An 18,029-nucleotide genomic window follows, 5' to 3' on the forward strand; every position below is an offset into this window, starting at 1 on the left:
GGGCATTTGCGAAGTTTATTCCCGCCGCCGAACGAAATCCGCCAAAAATCCGACCGGGCCGACGCGCGCCCGCCTGTCAGTAGGCCGGGCGGTTCCAGTAATCCTCGCTGGCGTACACCTCTTTCAGATAATCGATGAAGTACCGCACCTTGGCCGGCACATACCGCTGCTGCGGATAGACCGCGAGAATGTCGTAGTCGGGCAGCGCGAATTCGTCGAGTACCGTTTCCAGCTCGCCGCGCGCCAGTTGCTGCTGGATCTCCCACGTGGAGCGCCAGCCGAGCCCGAGCCCTTCCGACACCCAGCGGTGCAGCAGCTCGCCGTCGTTGCAGTCGAGCGTGCCGCCCACCCGCACCGTCGCCAGCTTGCCGTTGCGGCGGAAGTACCAGCCGCGGTTCTGTCCGCCTTGCAGATTGAACGCGAGACAGTTGTGCTGCGGCAGGTCTTCGAGTGTTTTCGGCCTGCCGTGCTGGCGAAAATACTCCGGCGTGCCGCACACCACGCGCCGGTTCGACGCCAGCTTGACCGCCACGAAATTCGGATCGACCGCGCCGCCGATGCGGATCGACAGGTCGTAACCCTCGCGCACCAGATCCACCACCCGGTCGGTCAGATTGAACGACACCTGCAATTCCGGCTTGTCGGCGAGAAACGTCGGCGCGAGCGGCGCGACGTGCTTGCGCCCGAACGCGGCCGGCGCCGACACGATCAGATGGCCGTTCACGGCGCGCCGCCCGGCGCTCAGTTCGTTTTCCGCCTGATCCCACTCGGTCAGCAGGCCCCGGCAGCGCTCCAGAAACGCGGCGCCGTCTTCGCTGACCACCAGCCGGCGCGTCGACCGGTACATCAGTTTGACGCCGAGGCGCTTTTCCAGCGCGTCGATGCGGCGGCCGAGAATCACCGGCGACACGCCCTCCTCCAGCGCGGCCGCCGCCAGGCTGCCCGCGTCCGCGACGCGCACGAAGGTTTCGATCTGTTTGAAGCGGTCCATTTTTGTCTCCAACTGGCCGGGCGCCAGGCTGCGGGCCATTCCATACTTTTTGTTTCGAAATAAGCGACCCGGACTGATCTTATCAAACCTTTACGTCAAGCCTAAAGTGCACTCAACACGTTTAATTCGCCCATTCCCAGACATTCAGGAGACATTCATGGCCAAGATGAGAGCCGTCGACGCAGCCGTGCTGGTGCTCGAAAAAGAAGGCATCGACACCGCATTCGGCGTTCCGGGCGCAGCGATCAACCCGTTCTACTCGGCCATGCGCAAGGCAGGCAACATCAGCCACGTGCTGGCCCGCCACGTCGAAGGCGCGTCGCATATGGCCGAAGGCTATACGCGCGCCCAACCGGGCAACATCGGCGTGTGTATCGGCACGTCGGGCCCCGCCGGCACCGACATGATCACCGGTTTGTACTCGGCTCAGGCCGACTCCATTCCTATTCTCGCCATCACGGGTCAGGCGCCGCGCGCGCGTTTGTACAAGGAAGACTTCCAGGCCGTCGATATCGAATCGATCGCCAAGCCCGTCACCAAGTGGGCCGTCACCGTGCGTGAACCGGCGCTGGTGCCGCGCGTGTTCCAACAGGCTTTCCACCTGATGCGCTCGGGCCGCCCGGGTCCGGTGCTGGTCGATCTGCCGATCGACGTGCAGCTCGCCGAAATCGAATTCGACATCGACACGTACGAACCGCTGCCGGTCTACAAGCCGAAAGCGACGCGCAAGCAGATCGAAGCCGCGCTCACGTTGCTGAACAACTCGGACAAGCCGTTGATCGTCTCGGGTGGCGGCGTGCTGAACGCAGCCGCTGAAGACCTGCTCGTCACGTTCGCTGAAACCGTCGGCGTGCCGGTGATCCCGACGCTGATGTCGTGGGGTGCGATTCCCGACGACCATCCGTTGATGGCCGGCATGGTCGGCCTGCAAACCTCGCACCGCTACGGCAATGCGACGATGCTCGCCTCCGACTTCGTGCTCGGCATCGGCAACCGCTGGGCGAACCGTCACACGGGCAGCGTCGAGGTGTATACGAAGGGCCGCAAGTTCGTGCACGTCGATATCGAACCGACGCAGATCGGCCGCGTGTTCGGCCCGGATCTGGGCATCGTGTCGGACGCCAAGGCCGCGCTCGAACTGTTCGTCGAAGTGGCGCAGGAATGGAAGGCCGCGGGCAAGCTGAAGGACCGCGGCGCATGGGTCGCCGACTGCCAGCAACGCAAGAAGACGATGCTGCGCAAGACGCACTTCGACAACGTGCCGATGAAGCCGCAGCGCGTCTACGAAGAGATGAACCAGGTGTTCGGCCGCGACACGTGCTACGTGAGCACGATCGGTCTTTCGCAGATCGCCGGCGCGCAGTTCCTGCATGTCTACAAGGCGCGCAACTGGATCAACTGCGGCCAGGCGGGCCCGCTCGGCTGGACGATTCCGGCAGCGCTCGGCGTGCGTGCGGCCGACCCGCAACGTTCGATCGTCGCGCTCTCGGGCGACTACGACTTCCAGTTCATGATCGAAGAACTGGCAGCCGGCGCGCAATTCAAGCTGCCATATGTGCATGTGGTGGTGAACAACTCGTACCTCGGCCTGATCCGCCAGGCCCAGCGCGCGTTCGACATGGACTTCTGCGTGCAGCTCGGCTTCGAGAACATCAACGCGCCGGAAATGAACGGCTACGGCGTGGATCACGTCGCGGTGGCGGAAGGCCTGGGTTGCAAGGCGATCCGCGTGTTCAAGCCGGAAGAACTGAAGCCCGCGCTGCTGAAGGCGCAGTCGATGCTCTCCGAGTTCAACGTGCCGGTGATCGTCGAAGTGATCCTCGAGCGTGTGACCAACATTTCGATGGGCACCGAGATCGACGCGATCAACGAGTTCGAAGAACTGGCCGCGAAGCGCGAAGACGCACCGACCGCGATCAGCATGCTCGACTGAGCGGCCTGACGTGTTGAACAAATAAGCATCACTTGAGCGCGGTTCAGCAACACCGAACCGCCTCACGAAAGTTATTCCACTGACCGACCAGAGAGACAGACGCACCATGCCGAAATTTGCAGCGAATCTCACCATGCTGTTCAACGAAGTCCCGTTCCTCGACCGCTTTGCGGCTGCGGCGGACGCGGGCTTTCATGCCGTCGAGTTCCTGTTTCCGTATCCGTATCAGATCGCCGAATTGAGCGAACGTCTTCAGCCGAATCGCCTGAAGCTGGTGCTGCACAACCTGCCCGCGGGCAACTGGGAAGCGGGCGAACGCGGCATTGCGTGCCTGCCGGATCGCGTGAGCGAGTTCCAGGAAGGCGTCGGCCGCGCGATCGAATACGCGACCGCACTGAAGGTGCCGCAACTGAACTGCCTCGTTGGCATTCCGACGGCCGGCGTCGATGCGGACAAGGCACGCTCGACGATCGTCGACAACCTGCGCTTCGCCGCGGGCGAACTGAAGAAGGCCGGCATCAAGCTGCTGGTCGAGCCGTGCAATTCCTACGACATTCCGGGCTTCGCACTGAACCGCTCGGGCGAAGGCCTCGACGTGATTCGCGCAGTCGGTTCGGACAATCTGTTCCTGCAATACGACATCTATCACATGCAACGGATGGAAGGCGAACTCGCGGCGACCATCAAGAAGAACCTGCCGCAGATCGCGCACATCCAGCTCGCCGACAACCCCGGCCGCAACGAACCGGGCACCGGCGAAATCAACTACCCGTTCCTGTTCGATCTGCTCGACTCGCTCGGCTACGACGGCTACGTCGGCTGCGAATACAAACCGCGCACGACCACGGCCGCCGGCCTCGGCTGGGTGCAGAGCGTGGCCGGGCAAACCCGCGGTGCGGCTCACGCCGCCGCCTGAGCGCCGCATCGCTGCATTGATCGGTCGGATCAGGCGCTTCTCGCCCCGAAGGACGTCCCCTTTGCGGGACACCAAACAACACTGGAGATTTAGACACATGGCAAAGATCGGTTTCATCGGCCTCGGCATCATGGGCGCGCACATGGCGCGCAACCTCATCAAGGGCGGCCACTCGCTGTTCGTGAATGGCGCATACCCGGTGCCGGAAGATCTGAGCAAAACGACGAGCGTCGTCGCGAATTCGACCGCTGTCGCGCAGGCCGCCGACATCGTCATCATCATGGTGCCGGACACGCCTGACGTCGCCAACGTGCTGTTCGCCGACGACGGCGTCGCCGCCGGCCTCTCGAACGGCAAGCTCGTGATCGACATGAGCTCGATCTCGCCGCTCGACACGCAAGCGTTCGCGAAGAAGATCAACGCGCTCGGCGTCGACTATCTCGACGCGCCGGTCTCCGGCGGCGAAGTCGGCGCGCGTGAAGCGACGCTGACGATCATGGTGGGCGGTCCGGAAAAAGCCTTCGCCACGGCCAGGCCGCTGTTCGAACTGATGGGCAAGAACATCTCGCTGATCGGCGACAACGGCGCGGGTCAGACCTGCAAGGTCGCGAACCAGATCATCGTCGCGCTGAACATCGAAGCGGTGGCCGAAGCGCTGCTGTTCGCCTCGCGCTCGGGCGCCGATCCGGAACGTGTGCGCAAGGCGCTGATGGGCGGCTTCGCCTCGTCGCGGATTCTCGAAGTGCACGGCGAGCGCATGACCAAGCGCACCTTCGATCCGGGCTTCCGCATCGAACTGCACCAGAAGGATCTGAACCTCGCACTCGACGGCGCACGCAAGCTGGGTATCGCCCTGCCGCATACAGCAAGCGCGCAGCAACTGTTCAGCGTATGCGCGGCGAATGGCGGCAAGGCATGGGATCACTCGGCGATGGTGCGCGCGCTCGAAATCATGGCGAATTACGAAGTCGCGCAAGCGCCGGGCAGCGAAGCCAAGGCAGCTTGAGGAAGTGATACGGACTGCCGTGATCGTTGCATGCTCAACGTCATGGCAGTCGCAGGTGGGGCGCCCGGTTCGTCGTGCGGCAAGCACGGCGGAACGGGCAAATCGTGCCGCTCTGGGCTGAGAGCGGCAAGTGGGGTCCGCAGCGGCACCCGGCGGCGCCGGGGAAGCCTTGGTCGGTCAGACGTCGTCGTCGGGTGTCCGGCTGTCGGATTTCATGTTTAACGATGCTTATGCTTTTTCGGCCAAACTCTCGCAGCGGGTGCGTCATGACGCCGCCTGCCGGCACCTCTCTTTGCAGGTCTCCTCGCACGTGTGCTCGCAAGTCCGCTTGCATTTGCTTGCAACTCCGTCCCCTTTGCACGACCTTTTTTGACACATCGGTCCGCGCTTTTCTCCTACACTCGTTGAGTCTGGTTGCGGGCGTATCGGCATTCAAGTGCGGCTTGCCGATCAAGGCAACGCATGTCCTCTGCATCATTCGCCCGATTCCCAACCAGTGTTCACCCGTGAGCGGAATGTGCTCGCGCCAGTAACCCCTCTGCAAAGGATTCAGAATGAGCATCTTTGGTGACATCGTAAACAAGCTCTTCGGCAAAGCGAAGCCCGACCAGCCTGCGCCCGCGGTTGAGCCGACACCGGATCCGGCAGCGGCGCAAGCTGCTGCGCCGGCGGCTGCACCGGCGCCCGCGCCGCTGGCCGACGTCGACGTCGCTGTCGTGATGGACCAGTTCGTGAGCGAGAGCGGGCAAACGCTGAACTGGCGGATCTCGATCGTCGACACGCTGAAGGCGCTCGGCGTCGACAGCAGCCTCGAGCATCGCAAGGAGCTCGCCAAGGAATTGAAGTACAGCGGCGACACGAACGATTCGGCGAGCATGAACATCTGGCTGCACAAGCAGGTGATGAAAGCGCTGGCGGCGAACGGCGGAAAGTTGCCTGCGGATCTGGCGGACTAACTGCTTGCCGACACCGCCTATCTCTGGCGATAGCGACAAACCTCAAGCTGAAACGACAACGCGGCGCTCGGGTCGATGACCTGGGCGCCGCGTTGTCATTTAAGCTTCATGCGCGAGACACGGTTGCGACTTTGAACCGGGCCGTCCGTGCTCAATCAATCAGTACGTATCGAAAGTCTTCTGCAACGCAACCGGCCCTGTGCCGCCCGCGGCCAATGCCAGCATCAGCAACACGCGTGCCTTGTACGGATTCAGCGAACCTGCGCTGACGAAACCGAGCGCGTCGTCGGCGGCTGCGCCATTGCGCATCACATGTCCCGAACCCACACGCGAAGCACGCACCACCACGACGCCTTGCGAAGCGGCATCGGCCAATGCCTGCTGCACCGAAGCGTGAATCGAGCCGTTGCCCGTGCCCGCCACGACGATGCCACGCACACCAGCGGCAACCAACGCGTCCACGGCAATGCGCGAGACGCCCGCGTAACTCACGACGATCTCCACATGCGGCCACTTCGCGCCGATCACGAATTCGGTCGCAAGCGTATGCGGACGCACCACGCCGCGCTGGAATTCGACGCGACCGTCCTGCACCCAGCCGAGCGCGCCGATTTCGGGCGAATGAAAAGCATCGACCGCGTAGGTGCTCGTCTTGACCACGTCGCGCGCGCTATGGATCCTGTTGTTGAAGGCCACCAGCACGCCCTGCCCGCGCGAGGCTGCGTGCGCCGCAACCGTCACGGCGTTCAGCAGATTCAGCGGGCCGTCGGCGGACAGCGCCGACGCCGGGCGCATGGCCGCCGTCAGCACGACGGGCTTGTCCGACTTGATGGTCAGATGCAGCAGGTAAGCGGTTTCTTCGAGCGTGTCGGTGCCGTGCGTGACCACCACGCCGTCGATGTCGTCGTCGGCGAGCAGCGTGTTGATGCGTTGCGCGAGCGTGGTCCACAGCGGCATCGCCATGTCCTTGCTGTCGACGCTCGCAATCTGCTCGCGCTCGATTTGCGCCACCGTGGACAAGGCCGGCACCACGGCCAGCAGTTGCTCGACACCGATCACACCGGCCTGATAACCGGATGTGTTGGTAGCGCTCGCGGCCGCGCCGGCAATCGTGCCGCCGGTCGCCAGGACGACGATGCGCGGCAGCAGCGGCGTGGCGCCTTCGTTTGAAGGTATAGCGGAGGAAGAAGTCGGAGTATTCATGGCGGCGATTGTAAGCGATGCGCCGCACGCCGCCATGCGTGAAAAAACGGATGTCCGTTCGTTTCGGAGCTGGATGAGACCAGCGCTCTGTGCGCCACGAGTTTGCGTGCCGTTTGCATCAAGGCCAGCCACCGCCCGCATGAAGTTCGCACTGACGCCGCGGACGATCCGCGCGGCGCCATTGGCCTGTCGCGCCGGACCTCGACAGCCCGGCGCATTCCTTAAACCGCTTCGCGCAACTGCGCGGCGATATCCGCTTCGTTCAACTGCGGCGCGAACATCTCGATCAGCCGATAAGCGTACGCGCGCAGGAACGCGCCCTTGCGCAAACCGACCCGCGTCGTGCTCGCCTCGAACAGATGCTGCGTGTCGAGCGCGACCAGTTCCGTATCGCGCTTCGGATCGTAGGCCATCGCCGCGACCACGCCGATGCCCATGCCGAGTTCGACATACGTCTTGATCACGTCGGCGTCGATTGCGGTCAGCACGACGTCGGGCAATGCACCCGCTTTCGCGAATGCCTGGTCGATATGCGAGCGGCCCGTGAAATCCTGGTCGTACGTGACGATCGGGAATTCGGCGATCTCGTCGAGCGTCAGATTCGGGCGGCCCACCAGCGGATGATCTTTCGGCACGACCACGACGTGATGCCACGAATAGCACGGGAACGTGACGATATCCGGGAAGCGGTCGAGCGCTTCGGTCGAGATGCCGATGTCCGCTTCGCCGTTGATGATCATCTGCGCGATCTGTTGCGGGCTGCCTTGACGCAGCGCCAGATGCACCTTCGGGAACACCTCGGTGAATTGGCGGATCACCTTCGGCAACGCATAACGCGCCTGCGTGTGGGTGGTGGCCACGACGAGGTGCCCGCTATCCTGGTCAGCGTACTGCCGCGCGACGCGGCGCAGATTCTCGGCGTCGAGCAGCATCCGCTCGATCAGTTGATGCACCGCCTTGCCCGGCTCGGTGAGGCCCGTGAGACGCTTGCCGCGTCGAATGAAAATGTCGACGCCGAGTTCGTCCTCGAGATCCTTGATCTGTTTCGATACGCCCGACTGCGACGTGTACAGCACGTTCGCCACCTCGGTCAGATTCATGTTCTGACGCACGGCTTCGCGCACAAAGCGCAATTGCTGAAAATTCATCTTGATGTCTCCGGTTCAGCCAGAGTTGAGTTATTTGAGTTTGATCGAAACACCGAGTCGTGTTGCTGCGCGCCTGAGCACGCTCATTGCGCCGGGAAAACACGCAAGGCGCGCGGCACCGCGGTCACGCCGTCGCCGATGGAGAGTTGCAGATCGCGCCACGCTTCGCGATCGAGTTCGGCTTCGAGCAGATTGCCCTCGCGGCCCGCGAGTTCGACCCGCACCGAGCCGCCCAGCGTCACCACGCGCCGCACGTCGACGACGATGCCTTCGCGATGGCCGGACGCCTGCGGATACAACTGCAGATCGTGCGGACGCACGTAGGCGAACGCGGGGCCGCTGAAATCGGCCTTGATCGAGACCGGCAGCGCCGCGCCGTCAACCACGAAACCGCTCGCGTCGACGTTGCCGTGCAAACGGTTGGCCGCGCCGAGAAACTCATAGACGAACGAGGTTTGCGGATGGTCGTACACGTCCTGCGGACTGCCCACCTGCTCCACGTGCCCGCGATTGAGCACGACGATACGATCGGCTACTTCGAGCGCTTCTTCCTGATCGTGCGTAACGAAGATCGTCGAGATGTGCAGATCGTCGTGCAGGCGCCGCAACCAGCTGCGCAGTTCCTTGCGCACTTTCGCATCGAGCGCGCCGAACGGTTCATCGAGCAGCAGCACTTTCGGCTCGACCGCCAACGCGCGCGCGAGCGCGATACGTTGCCGCTGGCCACCCGACAATTCCGACGGATAGCGTTGCGCGAGCCAGTCGAGTTGCACGAGCTTGAGCAGTTCATGCACCTTCTCGCGAATCACCGCTTCCGAGGGACGCTCCTTGCGCGGCTTGACGCGCAAGCCGAACGCCACGTTCTCGAACACCGTCATATGACGGAACAGCGCGTAATGCTGGAACACGAAGCCCACTTCCCGCTCGCGTGCGCCGACCGTCGCCACGTCCTGGCCTTGCAGCACGACCTGGCCGCCATCGGCGTATTCGAGTCCCGCGATCACGCGCAGCAAGGTCGTCTTGCCACAACCCGACGGCCCGAGCAGCGCAACCAGTTCACCCGGCGGAAAGTCGAGCGAGACGTTATCGAGCGCGACGAAATCGCCGAAGCGCTTCTGCAGGTTACGAACGGTGATACCCATTACAGCTCTCCTTGCTTGAGCGGGTGTTGCTGCGATGCATGCGTTGTTTGCGTTGCGCGTGTTGCGTGTGTTGCGTGTGTGGCATTGGCCGGCGGCGTGACGGGCCCGGCGTACGCGGGCACATCGCGCGCGGCCGACAGTTCCGCCGACATATGGCGCTCGGCGAGCAGCTTCAGGCCGAGCGTCACGAGTGCGAGCAGAGCCAGCACCGACGCCACGGCAAACGCCGCCGAGAAGTTGTATTCGTTGTAGAGGATTTCGACGTGCAGCGGCATGGTGTCGGTCTGGCCGCGAATATGGCCCGACACCACCGACACCGCGCCGAACTCGCCCATCGCCCGCGCGTTGCACAGAATCACGCCGTACAGCAGGCCCCATTTGACGTTGGGCAGCGTGACGCGGCGGAAGATCTGCCAGCCCGACGCGCCGAGCACGTGCGCGGCTTCTTCTTCGTCGTTGCCTTGTGCCTGCATCAGCGGAATCAGTTCACGCGCGACGAACGGGAACGTGACGAAGATCGTCGCCATCACGATGCCCGGCACCGCGAAAATGATCTGGATGTTGTGGTCCTGCAGCCACGGGCCGAACCAGCCCTGCGCGCCGAACATCAAGACATAGATCAAGCCCGAGATCACCGGCGACACCGAGAACGGCAGATCGATCAGCGTGGTCAGCAGCGCCTTGCCGCGGAACTCGAACTTGGCGATACACCATGAAGCCGCGAGGCCGAACACGAGGTTCAGCGGCACCGCGATCGCGGCGGTGATCACGGTGAGCTTGATCGCCGAGAGCGCGTCCGGATCGGCGAGCGATTCCAGATAGAAACCGAGCCCCTTGTTCAACGCCTGATAGAACACGGCGACGAGCGGCACGACGAGAAACAGCGCGAGAAACAGCAGCGCGACGCCGGTCAGAATCCAGCGCACAACGGGCGGCTCGGTGACCGGATCGGGCCGGCGCGCGACGTTCAGCGGCGCGCGCGGTGCCACGGCTACAGCGTTGTTCACGCCATTTACTTCGTTCACGGCGCGGCGGCTCATTGCGCACCTCCGCCGATACCGATCGCCGCGACACTCGCAGCGGCAGGCGCCGGGCCTGCACCGCCGCGACTCGTGCGGCGCTGCAAATACCACTGCAAAGTGTTGATGAAGAGCAGCATCAGGAACGACACGACCAGCATCACCACCGCCAGCGCTGTCGCACCCGCGTAGTCGTATTGCTCCAACTTGGTGATGATGAGCAGCGACGTGATTTCCGACTTCATCGGCACATTGCCGGCGATGAAAATCACCGAACCGTACTCGCCGAGCGCACGGGCGAATGCCAACGCGAAGCCCGTCAACAAGGCCGGAAACACCGCCGGCAACACCACGCGGCGAAACGTCAGCCAGCGCGAGGCGCCGAGGCACGCCGCCGCTTCTTCCTGTTCACGCTCGAACTCTTCGAGCACCGGCTGCACCGTGCGCACGACGAACGGCAAGCCGATGAACGTCAGCGCGACCAGCACGCCCGCGGGCGTAAAAGCGATCTTCAGGCCGAGCGGTTCGAGGAACTGCCCGATCCAGCCGTTGCCCGCGTACACGGCCGCGAGCGAAATGCCGGCGACCGAGGTGGGCAGCGCGAACGGCAGATCGACCACGGCGTCGACGATACGTTTGAACGGGAACGTGTAGCGCACCAGCACCCACGCCACCAGAAAACCGAACACCGCGTTGATCAGCGCGCCGCCGAGCGCGGAAAAGAAGGTGAGCCGATACGACGCGAGCACGCGCGGCGAACTCACCGCCCGCACGAACTGGCTCCAGTCGAGCGTCGCGGTCTTGAGAAAGGTCGCCGCAAGCGGAATCAGCACCACGAGGCTCAGATAAGCCACCGTGATGCCGAGTGTCAGGCCAAAACCGGGCAACGCGCTCGGTTTTCGGAAGGTCAACGTCGTCATGCTCGTTACTCGTTCAGGTTGATGCTCGTGTTGCCGGCCGCCGGGCCCTGGCGGCCAAAAGCGCGCCCATGGGCGCGCTTGGGAGTGACGCGTTGCCGCGCCGCTTCGTTGCCTATGCCGGTTCCGGCATCGGCAGTGTTATTGCGGTTGATAGATCGAATCGAACACGCCGCCATCGGCAAAGTGCGTCTTCTGCGCGTTGGCCCAGCCGCCGAACGAATCGTCCACCGTGTACAGCTTCAGCTTCGGAAACTTGGCGGTCAGCTCAGCCGGCACCTTGTTCGAACGCGGACGGTAGAAGTTCTTCGCCGCGATCTCCTGCCCTTGCTCGCTATACAGGAAGTTCAGATACGCTTCGGCGACCTTGCGCGTGCCGTGCTTGTCGACGACCTTGTCCACCACGGCGACCGGCGGCTCCGCCAGAATGCTGACCGACGGCACCACGATCTCGAACTTCTCCGGACCAAATTCCTTCAGCGACAGGAATGCTTCGTTTTCCCACGCGATCAGCACGTCGCCGATACCGCGTTGCACGAAGCTGGTGGTCGCGCCACGCGCGCCCGAATCCAGCACGCCGGCGTTCTTATAGAGCTTGCCGACGAACTCCTTGGCCTTCTGATCATTGCCGCCCGGTTGATGCTCGGCATACGCCCAGGCCGCGAGGTAGTTCCAGCGCGCGCCGCCCGAGGTCTTCGGATTCGGCGTGACGATCGACACGCCCGGCTTGGTCAGATCGTCCCAATCCTTGATGTGCTTCGGGTTGCCCTTGCGCACCAGAAACACGATCGTCGACGTGTACGGCGACGCGTTATCCGGCAAGCGCTTCTGCCAGCCCTTGTCCAGCAAACCCTTGCCGGCCAGTGCGTCGATATCGTATGCAAGCGCCAGCGTCACCACGTCGGCCTGCAGGCCGTCGAGCACCGAGCGCGCCTGGGCGCCCGAGCCGCCGTGCGACTGCTTGAAGGTGATCGTCTCGCCCGTCTTCGCCTTCCATTCCTTGCCGAACGCCTGGTTGACGTCCTGATACAGCTCGCGCGTCGGGTCGTAGGACACGTTCAGCAGCGTCGTGTCGGCGGCGTGCGCCTGCGCCATCACGCCGAGCGCGCCCGCCGCGCCCAATGCGAGTGCCGCGATCAGTTTTTTCGTCCTGCCTGCCAGCCCCGTACCTTGGTGATCCATGTCAACTTTCTCCGCGTTGTGTCCGCTGAAACAGCGTGTGGTGTCTTTTTACGTCGCGGTCACGTGCACATGAGCGCCAACTGGAGGCCAGTCTATCGAAGGGCTTTCATCATTAAAAATAATGTTTCTTCATTCTTTAATACGCAAAAGTGGTAATGACAGCTGGATAAGGCGTTGCGGCAGGAAAACGGGTGTTTGAGCGTCGCTTGACGGCGCTGGAACGACACCCTTCACCCCGAACTTAAAGTAAAGCTTGAATTGCGCCGAATACTGTATAAAAATACAGTCACCTGTTCATACATACAGTGGCGCCATGACCAAACTCACCGCACGACAGCAGCAGGTTTTCGATCTGATCCGCAGGGCTATCGAACGCACCGGCTTTCCGCCCACCCGCGCGGAGATCGCCGCCGAGCTGGGTTTCAGCTCGGCCAACTCGGCAGAAGAACATCTGCGCGCGCTGGCTCGCAAGGGCGTGATCGAACTCGCGGCCGGCGCATCGCGCGGCATTCGCCTGCTGGCCGGCCCGGAAGACTCGCCGCACCAGTTCACGCTGCCGCACGCCAGCATCATGCAACTGTCGCTGCCGCTCATCGGGCGGGTTGCCGCGGGCAGCCCGATCCTCGCGCAGGAACATATCTCGCAGCACTATGCGTGCGACCCGGCGCTGTTCTCGAGCAAGCCCGACTACCTGTTGAAGGTGCGCGGGCTGTCCATGCGCGACGCGGGCATCTTCGACGGCGACCTGCTCGCGGTACAAAAGCGCAGCGAAGCCAAAGACGGCCAGATCATCATTGCCCGGCTTGGTGACGACGTCACGGTCAAGCGCCTGAAGCGCAGGCCGAACGGGCTCGAGCTGATCGCCGAGAACCCCGATTACGAAAACATCTTCGTTGAAACCGGCAGTGCGGAGTTCGCGCTGGAGGGTATCGCCGTGGGGCTGATCCGCCCCGGCGAGTTTTAACCCTCTCGCCCGTTCGACAAAATAAGAAGCCGCGCCAACGTCGCATCAACGTTGCATCGCCTGGAGAGTCTCATGGAACGTCTTGCCCGCCTGCTGCCCTTTCGCCAGTTCGGTCGTCTGCGCCATCTTCGCAAGCTGGTGCCCTGCTCATTGATCGAGGCGGCCACGCTCGGCACGCCGTCGCTGTTCGACTCGCCCGAGGCCGCGCCGAGCCTGCCGTCGTCGATGCCGGCATTTGCCCGCGTGTCGTTGAATTCGGGCTTGAATACGGCGGAACCGGCGCGTCGCGCACCGGTGCGGGTTTATCACGGGCCGTCGCGTCTGATCATGGTCGGCACGATGGACGCGGTTTGCCGCATGATCGACCGCTGCATCGCCGATGAAGCCAACGTGCATGGGGCGGTGTTCGAGTCTTGATGGGTCTTGATGTGTCTTGAACGGGACAGCGAGAGATGTATTGCGTGGGATCGTTTTCGCGTGGCTGCGGTCCACGTTAGATCACACCTGATGGAGAGTCCCACTCGATGGCAGTTTCAAAACGTACCAAACGCAGCAGCAAGCGCGGCATGCATGGCGGCGCCGCCCGGCCGCTGATCGTCACGCTGATCGTGATCGTGGTGATCGCCGCGCTGGGGTTTGCTTACGCGACACCGTACATCGCGCTGAACAATCTCAAACGCGCGGCCGATGCGCGCGACGCGCAAACCGTCAATCAGTATGTCGACTTCCCCGCGTTGCGTGAGAGCCTGAAGGAGCAAGTCGCCGGCTTGCTGACACGGCGGCTTGGCGCGCACAGCAACGGCAATCCATTGGCCGCCATTGGCGCGATGATCGGCGTTGCGTTGATCGGTCCGCTCGTGGATGCGTATGCCACACCGGACGGCGTGGCGGCCTTGCTGAACGGCATGCCGCCGCGCGGCGATCCGGGCGAGCGGCCACCCGCGCCCCCGGCCGCGAATAATCCGCCGGACGCCGCTGCGACCGCACCTGCGCCTGCAGCTCCCGCAAACGGCAACGCGGCCAATGTCAACTCCGCGCCACCGCAACCGCCGCAAACCACGGCGGGCTATCGCGGCCTCAACGAGTTCGTCGTCACGTACCAGCATGGCGCCGGCGACGCGCGTTACTCGGCGATCTTCCAGCGCGAGGGCGTATTCACGTGGAAGCTGGCCGCGGTCAACCTGAACGAGTGATCACCTGATGCCGTCAGGCCGAGGCGGCCGGTCACGTGACTAGCCCGCCTCAAGCCGCCGCTTGCTGCTGCTCCTGCGCTGAAGAACACGCCACCAGAATGCTGCACGAGACACGGTCGAGCAGCGGCGTATTGCCCGCGCCCATCCACCATCGCGACAAACCCGTGCGGCAGCGGTGGCCGACCACGACCAGGTCGACATGCAATTCATTGGCGAGGTTGGCAATCTCGTCGATCGGATGGCCGAACGCGAAATGCCCCTGGGCGCTCACGCCTCGCTCCGTGAGCCAGTCCACGCCTTCCTGCAGGATGTCGCGCGCGGTCTTTTCAAAACTGCCGCAGGCCACGTCGGTCAACAGGCCCGCGCTTTGCGCAATGCTCGAACGCATGTCGACGACCGACAACAAGTGCGTTTCCGCTTTCAGATCCAACGCCAGGTCGGCGCCGCAACGTAGTGCTTTGCGGCCTTCACGCGAGCCGTCGTAGCACAGCAGGATTTTCTGGTAGCTCGCCATGATTTTTCTCCCTTCGCGCGGGACGCGCGATCTGAATTAATCATGGTGCGCCGCAATTCAGGTTGCAAGGGATGGAAAACGCTAAGTGTGCGCTAACTGCCCCTTAACGACGCCCTAAACAGGTGCGCGAGCCGCCCGCGGGTCCTCCGCGCGCCGATGCCGCAGTGCAAGAAACCCGCTTCGGACTGTCGGGGGCGAACCAACAGCGTCCCGCCGATGCCCTAGAATAGGCGGCCTCCCCCGGCCATTCGCGTCATTCACGTCTTTTTCCGGAGACTCGTTCGATCCATGCCCGAAGCCGCCATCGAATTTCATCAGGTCAAAAAAAGCTACGGCGAAAAAACGGTCGTCGATGGACTGTCGTTTCATGTCAACGCCGGCGAATGCTTCGGCCTGCTCGGCCCGAACGGCGCAGGCAAAACCACCACGTTGCGCATGCTGCTCGGTATCGCGGCACCGGATGCGGGCACGATCCGTCTGTGCGGCGAGCCGATCCCCGGCCGCGCGCGCGTGGCGCGGGCGCGCGTCGGCGTGGTGCCGCAGTTCGACAATCTCGATCCCGACTTCACGGTACGCGAGAACCTGCTGGTGTTCGGCCGCTACTTCGGCCTGAGCGCCGCGCAATGCCGCGCGATGGTGCCGTCGCTGCTCGAATTCGCGCGCCTCGAGAGCAAGGCGGACGCGCGCGTGAGCGAATTGTCAGGCGGCATGAAGCGGCGCCTCACGTTGGCGCGCGCGCTCGTCAACGATCCCGATGTGCTGATCATGGACGAGCCGACCACCGGCCTCGATCCTCAGGCGCGGCATCTGATCTGGGAGCGGCTGCGCTCCTTGCTCGCGCGCGGCAAGACCATTCTGCTGACCACGCACTTCATGGAAGAAGCCGAACGGCTCTGCCACCGGCTGTGCGTGATCGAGGAAGGGCGCAAGATCGCGGAAGGCGCGCCGAGCGCGTTGATCGCATCCGAGATCGGTTGCGATGTGATCGAGATCTTCGGGCCCGATCCGGTGGCGTTGCGCGATGAACTGGCGCCGCTCGTCGAGCGCACCGAGATCAGCGGCGAGACGCTGTTCTGCTATGTCAACGACGCGCAGCCGGTGCATGCCCGGCTCAAGCAGCGCGCGGATCTGCGCTATCTGCATCGACCGGCGAATCTGGAGGATGTGTTCCTGCGGCTCACCGGTCGCGAGATGCAGGATTAGAGGCGCATCGAGACCGGACTCGCACGCAACGCGCTACAGATACAAAGACACCCCAAAAGGAAGTTCCGTAGAGGAACACCGCACGAGACACGCAATGGACGCACGCACTTACGAAACCCCGGGCGATACGCCGTCGAAACAGGAAGCCTTCGCCGCCTTTCCCGCGAACGCAAGCAACTGGATCGCCGTGTGGCGCCGCAACTATCTGGTGTGGAAGAAGCTCGCGATCGCCTCGATGTTCGGCAACCTGGCCGATCCGATGATCTATCTGTTCGGCCTCGGCTTCGGGCTGGGGCTGATGGTGGGGCATGTCGACGGCGTGTCGTATATCGCGTTTCTCGCGGCGGGCACGGTGGCCTCGAGCGTGATGATGTCGGCGAGTTTCGAGTCGATGTATTCGGGCTTCTCGCGCATGCACGTGCAACGCACCTGGGAAGCGATCATGCATACGCCGCTGACGCTCGGCGACATCGTGCTCGGCGAGGTGATCTGGGCGGCCAGCAAGGCGGTGCTCTCGGGCGCGGCGATCATGCTGGTGGCCGGCGCATTGGGCTACGCGAATTTTCCGTCGATGCTGCTGGCGTTGCCGGTCATTGTGCTGACCGGGCTCGCGTTTGCGAGCGTCGCGATGGTCGTGACAGCGCTTGCGCCTTCGTACGACTTCTTCATGTTTTACCAGACGCTGGTGTTGACGCCGATGCTGTTGCTATCCGGCGTGTTCTTTCCGGTGTCGCAACTGCCCGCAGTGGCGCGAGGCGCTACCCAGCTGTTGCCGTTGGCGCATGCCGTCGACTTGATGCGGCCGGCCATGCTGGGCCGGCCCGTCGACAATGCGCTGTGGCATGTGGCCGTGCTGGCCGCGTATGCGGTGGGCGGGTTTATCGTGTCGGCGATTCTGTTTCGGCGCCGGATGATGAAGTAGGTTTTCCGGCTTTCGACAACCACGCACCACAGGCGCCGATACCCGCAATCAACCTGGCATCGGCGCCTGTCGCGAACCGGGCTTGCTTAGTCCTCGTCGTCCGTCCACGGAATGTCCACGTCGGAGATAAACGCCACCGTGGCGAATGGGCCGCCGTCCTGACGCCCGATCTTGCCGTCGGCGCGCTGCCACTCGACCCGGAACACCGTGCCCGGATCGTCGGCGATCAGACGGACCGTACGCACTTCGTCCGGATCGGCTTCTTCGACGGGACCGTCGAGCGAGATCTGCAGTTCCTGCGGCCACAGCCCATCGGCCGGATCGTAGATCTTGTCGCCGTCGGGAATCAGTGTGAAGGCTTCCACGCCGATCGTCGCCGACGCGTCCACGATCATCTTGCCCAACGCGCGCAGCAACGCCGTGGCCCGCGCCGAATTCGCCTGACGGATTGCGAGATCCCCGCGCGTCAGCGCCTGCTCAAGTTTTGGGTTTGTTTTTTGTTGCGCCATTCGATGTCCTGAGTCCTATCGCTCTGTTGTGGATGGCACGCGAATTCGAGCGCGCGCCGCTGTCCATTTTTCGGGCTGAATCCTACCACCGGTGTCCCCAAGGTGACTTCCTTCGGTGCGTGCACTGCAGCATTGCCTGCCGTGCAGTCCGCGTCTTCAACCCGCCCCGTCCACCACAGTTTAGGTCGTGATTCGCGTTCCGGCTGGGACATTTGCCTTTCATTTGATAGCGAATGGATCGCTATCGCACGCATGCGGCCAGCCTGCTTCGTGATGCGCGGGCGCTCGCAAACCCTGTTTCGCCGCGTAGA

General features: G+C 63.4%; 18 protein-coding genes. 9 read left to right on the forward strand and 9 right to left on the reverse strand.

The genetic code is table 11. From position 1 onward, the window contains the following. Window positions 1–76 precede the first annotated feature (76 nt). Entirely contained in the window at window positions 77–991 is a 915-nt protein-coding gene (locus P0D73_RS04335; RefSeq protein ID WP_408175602.1) for a LysR family transcriptional regulator, read from the reverse strand. A 157-nt stretch (window positions 992–1,148) separates the two neighbouring features. On the opposite strand from P0D73_RS04335, the gene gcl reads away from it, so the two are divergent. The 4 genes from gcl to P0D73_RS04355 all read left to right on the forward strand — a co-directional run bounded on the left by gcl (window position 1,149) and on the right by P0D73_RS04355 (window position 5,802). Then, on the forward strand, window positions 1,149–2,924 hold the full coding sequence (gene gcl / locus P0D73_RS04340; protein ID WP_408175603.1) for a glyoxylate carboligase: 1,776 nt from the start codon (window positions 1,149–1,151) through the stop codon (window positions 2,922–2,924). Window positions 2,925–3,030: 106 nt separating this feature from the next. After that, entirely contained in the window at window positions 3,031–3,840 is an 810-nt protein-coding gene (gene hyi / locus P0D73_RS04345; RefSeq protein ID WP_408429935.1) for a hydroxypyruvate isomerase, read from the forward strand. Between the two features lie 97 nt (window positions 3,841–3,937). Beyond that, window positions 3,938–4,846: a 2-hydroxy-3-oxopropionate reductase gene (locus P0D73_RS04350; RefSeq protein WP_408175605.1), complete on the forward strand. Its 909-nt coding sequence runs from the start codon at window positions 3,938–3,940 to the stop codon at window positions 4,844–4,846. 554 nt (window positions 4,847–5,400) lie between these two features. Continuing rightward, window positions 5,401–5,802: a DUF3597 domain-containing protein gene (locus tag P0D73_RS04355; protein WP_408288172.1), complete on the forward strand. Its 402-nt coding sequence runs from the start codon at window positions 5,401–5,403 to the stop codon at window positions 5,800–5,802. A gap of 159 nt (window positions 5,803–5,961) precedes the next feature. Here P0D73_RS04355 and P0D73_RS04360 read toward each other — a convergent pair whose 3' ends face one another. From P0D73_RS04360 to P0D73_RS04385, 6 genes are all read right to left on the reverse strand, one after another. After that, a complete protein-coding gene (locus P0D73_RS04360; protein ID WP_408288175.1) occupies window positions 5,962–7,005 on the reverse strand; it encodes an asparaginase in 1,044 nt (347 codons plus the stop codon). A gap of 221 nt (window positions 7,006–7,226) precedes the next feature. After that, complete coding sequence (locus P0D73_RS04365) at window positions 7,227–8,153, reverse strand: CysB family HTH-type transcriptional regulator (RefSeq protein ID WP_106283582.1); 927 nt, start codon at window positions 8,151–8,153, stop codon at window positions 7,227–7,229. 83 nt (window positions 8,154–8,236) lie between these two features. Further along, complete coding sequence (locus P0D73_RS04370; RefSeq protein WP_012432793.1) at window positions 8,237–9,295, reverse strand: sulfate/molybdate ABC transporter ATP-binding protein; 1,059 nt, start codon at window positions 9,293–9,295, stop codon at window positions 8,237–8,239. Continuing rightward, entirely contained in the window at window positions 9,295–10,335 is a 1,041-nt protein-coding gene (cysW, locus tag P0D73_RS04375; protein WP_408175609.1) for a sulfate ABC transporter permease subunit CysW, read from the reverse strand. Before cysW ends, P0D73_RS04370 begins: the two co-directional genes overlap by 1 nt. Further along, entirely contained in the window at window positions 10,332–11,234 is a 903-nt protein-coding gene (cysT, locus tag P0D73_RS04380) for a sulfate ABC transporter permease subunit CysT (RefSeq protein WP_408429938.1), read from the reverse strand. The genes cysW and cysT overlap by 4 nt, the downstream gene beginning before the upstream one ends. 138 nt (window positions 11,235–11,372) lie before the next feature. Further along, a complete protein-coding gene (locus tag P0D73_RS04385) occupies window positions 11,373–12,413 on the reverse strand; it encodes a sulfate ABC transporter substrate-binding protein (protein ID WP_408288178.1) in 1,041 nt (346 codons plus the stop codon). 313 nt (window positions 12,414–12,726) lie between these two features. Here P0D73_RS04385 and lexA point away from each other — a divergent pair, with 313 nt between their 5' ends. From lexA to P0D73_RS04400, 3 genes are all read left to right on the forward strand, one after another. Next, window positions 12,727–13,377, forward strand: coding sequence for a transcriptional repressor LexA (gene lexA, locus P0D73_RS04390; protein WP_012432789.1), 651 nt, complete (start codon window positions 12,727–12,729; stop codon window positions 13,375–13,377). A 72-nt stretch (window positions 13,378–13,449) separates the two neighbouring features. Then, window positions 13,450–13,794 carry a hypothetical protein gene (locus P0D73_RS04395; protein WP_132374847.1) on the forward strand — a complete coding sequence of 115 codons (345 nt, stop codon included), beginning with the start codon at window positions 13,450–13,452 and terminating at the stop codon, window positions 13,792–13,794. 107 nt (window positions 13,795–13,901) lie between these two features. Further along, the gene (locus P0D73_RS04400) at window positions 13,902–14,570 is read left to right on the forward strand and encodes a DUF2939 domain-containing protein (RefSeq protein ID WP_408429941.1); all 669 of its coding nucleotides are present in this window, start codon (window positions 13,902–13,904) and stop codon (window positions 14,568–14,570) included. 49 nt (window positions 14,571–14,619) lie between these two features. Here P0D73_RS04400 and P0D73_RS04405 read toward each other — a convergent pair whose 3' ends face one another. Continuing rightward, a complete protein-coding gene (locus P0D73_RS04405) occupies window positions 14,620–15,084 on the reverse strand; it encodes a universal stress protein (protein WP_091794608.1) in 465 nt (154 codons plus the stop codon). Between the two features lie 288 nt (window positions 15,085–15,372). On the opposite strand from P0D73_RS04405, the gene nodI reads away from it, so the two are divergent. Then, complete coding sequence (nodI, locus tag P0D73_RS04410; RefSeq protein ID WP_012432785.1) at window positions 15,373–16,287, forward strand: nodulation factor ABC transporter ATP-binding protein NodI; 915 nt, start codon at window positions 15,373–15,375, stop codon at window positions 16,285–16,287. Between the two features lie 94 nt (window positions 16,288–16,381). Further along, complete coding sequence (locus P0D73_RS04415; RefSeq protein ID WP_408175616.1) at window positions 16,382–17,209, forward strand: ABC transporter permease; 828 nt, start codon at window positions 16,382–16,384, stop codon at window positions 17,207–17,209. 86 nt (window positions 17,210–17,295) lie between these two features. Here P0D73_RS04415 and P0D73_RS04420 read toward each other — a convergent pair whose 3' ends face one another. Next, entirely contained in the window at window positions 17,296–17,718 is a 423-nt protein-coding gene (locus tag P0D73_RS04420) for a hypothetical protein (RefSeq protein WP_106283591.1), read from the reverse strand. Window positions 17,719–18,029: the final 311 nt, after the last annotated feature.

It is taken from the genome of Paraburkholderia sp. RL18-101-BIB-B, assembly GCF_046026985.1.
Classification (GTDB): Bacteria; Pseudomonadota; Gammaproteobacteria; order Burkholderiales; family Burkholderiaceae; genus Paraburkholderia.

Excerpts from the sequence above, each read along its gene's own strand:
- P0D73_RS04335 (WP_408175602.1), bottom strand. The coding sequence starts at position 991 with ATGGACCGCTTCAAACAGATCGAAACCTTCGTGCGCGTCGCGGACGCG.
- gcl (WP_408175603.1), top strand. The coding sequence starts at position 1,149 with ATGGCCAAGATGAGAGCCGTCGACGCAGCCGTGCTGGTGCTCGAAAAA.
- hyi (WP_408429935.1), top strand. The coding sequence starts at position 3,031 with ATGCCGAAATTTGCAGCGAATCTCACCATGCTGTTCAACGAAGTCCCG.
- P0D73_RS04350 (WP_408175605.1), top strand. The coding sequence starts at position 3,938 with ATGGCAAAGATCGGTTTCATCGGCCTCGGCATCATGGGCGCGCACATG.
- P0D73_RS04355 (WP_408288172.1), top strand. The coding sequence starts at position 5,401 with ATGAGCATCTTTGGTGACATCGTAAACAAGCTCTTCGGCAAAGCGAAG.
- P0D73_RS04360 (WP_408288175.1), bottom strand. The coding sequence starts at position 7,005 with ATGAATACTCCGACTTCTTCCTCCGCTATACCTTCAAACGAAGGCGCC.
- P0D73_RS04365 (WP_106283582.1), bottom strand. The coding sequence starts at position 8,153 with ATGAATTTTCAGCAATTGCGCTTTGTGCGCGAAGCCGTGCGTCAGAAC.
- P0D73_RS04370 (WP_012432793.1), bottom strand. The coding sequence starts at position 9,295 with ATGGGTATCACCGTTCGTAACCTGCAGAAGCGCTTCGGCGATTTCGTC.
- cysW (WP_408175609.1), bottom strand. The coding sequence starts at position 10,335 with ATGAGCCGCCGCGCCGTGAACGAAGTAAATGGCGTGAACAACGCTGTA.
- cysT (WP_408429938.1), bottom strand. The coding sequence starts at position 11,234 with ATGACGACGTTGACCTTCCGAAAACCGAGCGCGTTGCCCGGTTTTGGC.
- P0D73_RS04385 (WP_408288178.1), bottom strand. The coding sequence starts at position 12,413 with ATGGATCACCAAGGTACGGGGCTGGCAGGCAGGACGAAAAAACTGATC.
- lexA (WP_012432789.1), top strand. The coding sequence starts at position 12,727 with ATGACCAAACTCACCGCACGACAGCAGCAGGTTTTCGATCTGATCCGC.
- P0D73_RS04395 (WP_132374847.1), top strand. The coding sequence starts at position 13,450 with ATGGAACGTCTTGCCCGCCTGCTGCCCTTTCGCCAGTTCGGTCGTCTG.
- P0D73_RS04400 (WP_408429941.1), top strand. The coding sequence starts at position 13,902 with ATGGCAGTTTCAAAACGTACCAAACGCAGCAGCAAGCGCGGCATGCAT.
- P0D73_RS04405 (WP_091794608.1), bottom strand. The coding sequence starts at position 15,084 with ATGGCGAGCTACCAGAAAATCCTGCTGTGCTACGACGGCTCGCGTGAA.
- nodI (WP_012432785.1), top strand. The coding sequence starts at position 15,373 with ATGCCCGAAGCCGCCATCGAATTTCATCAGGTCAAAAAAAGCTACGGC.
- P0D73_RS04415 (WP_408175616.1), top strand. The coding sequence starts at position 16,382 with ATGGACGCACGCACTTACGAAACCCCGGGCGATACGCCGTCGAAACAG.
- P0D73_RS04420 (WP_106283591.1), bottom strand. The coding sequence starts at position 17,718 with ATGGCGCAACAAAAAACAAACCCAAAACTTGAGCAGGCGCTGACGCGC.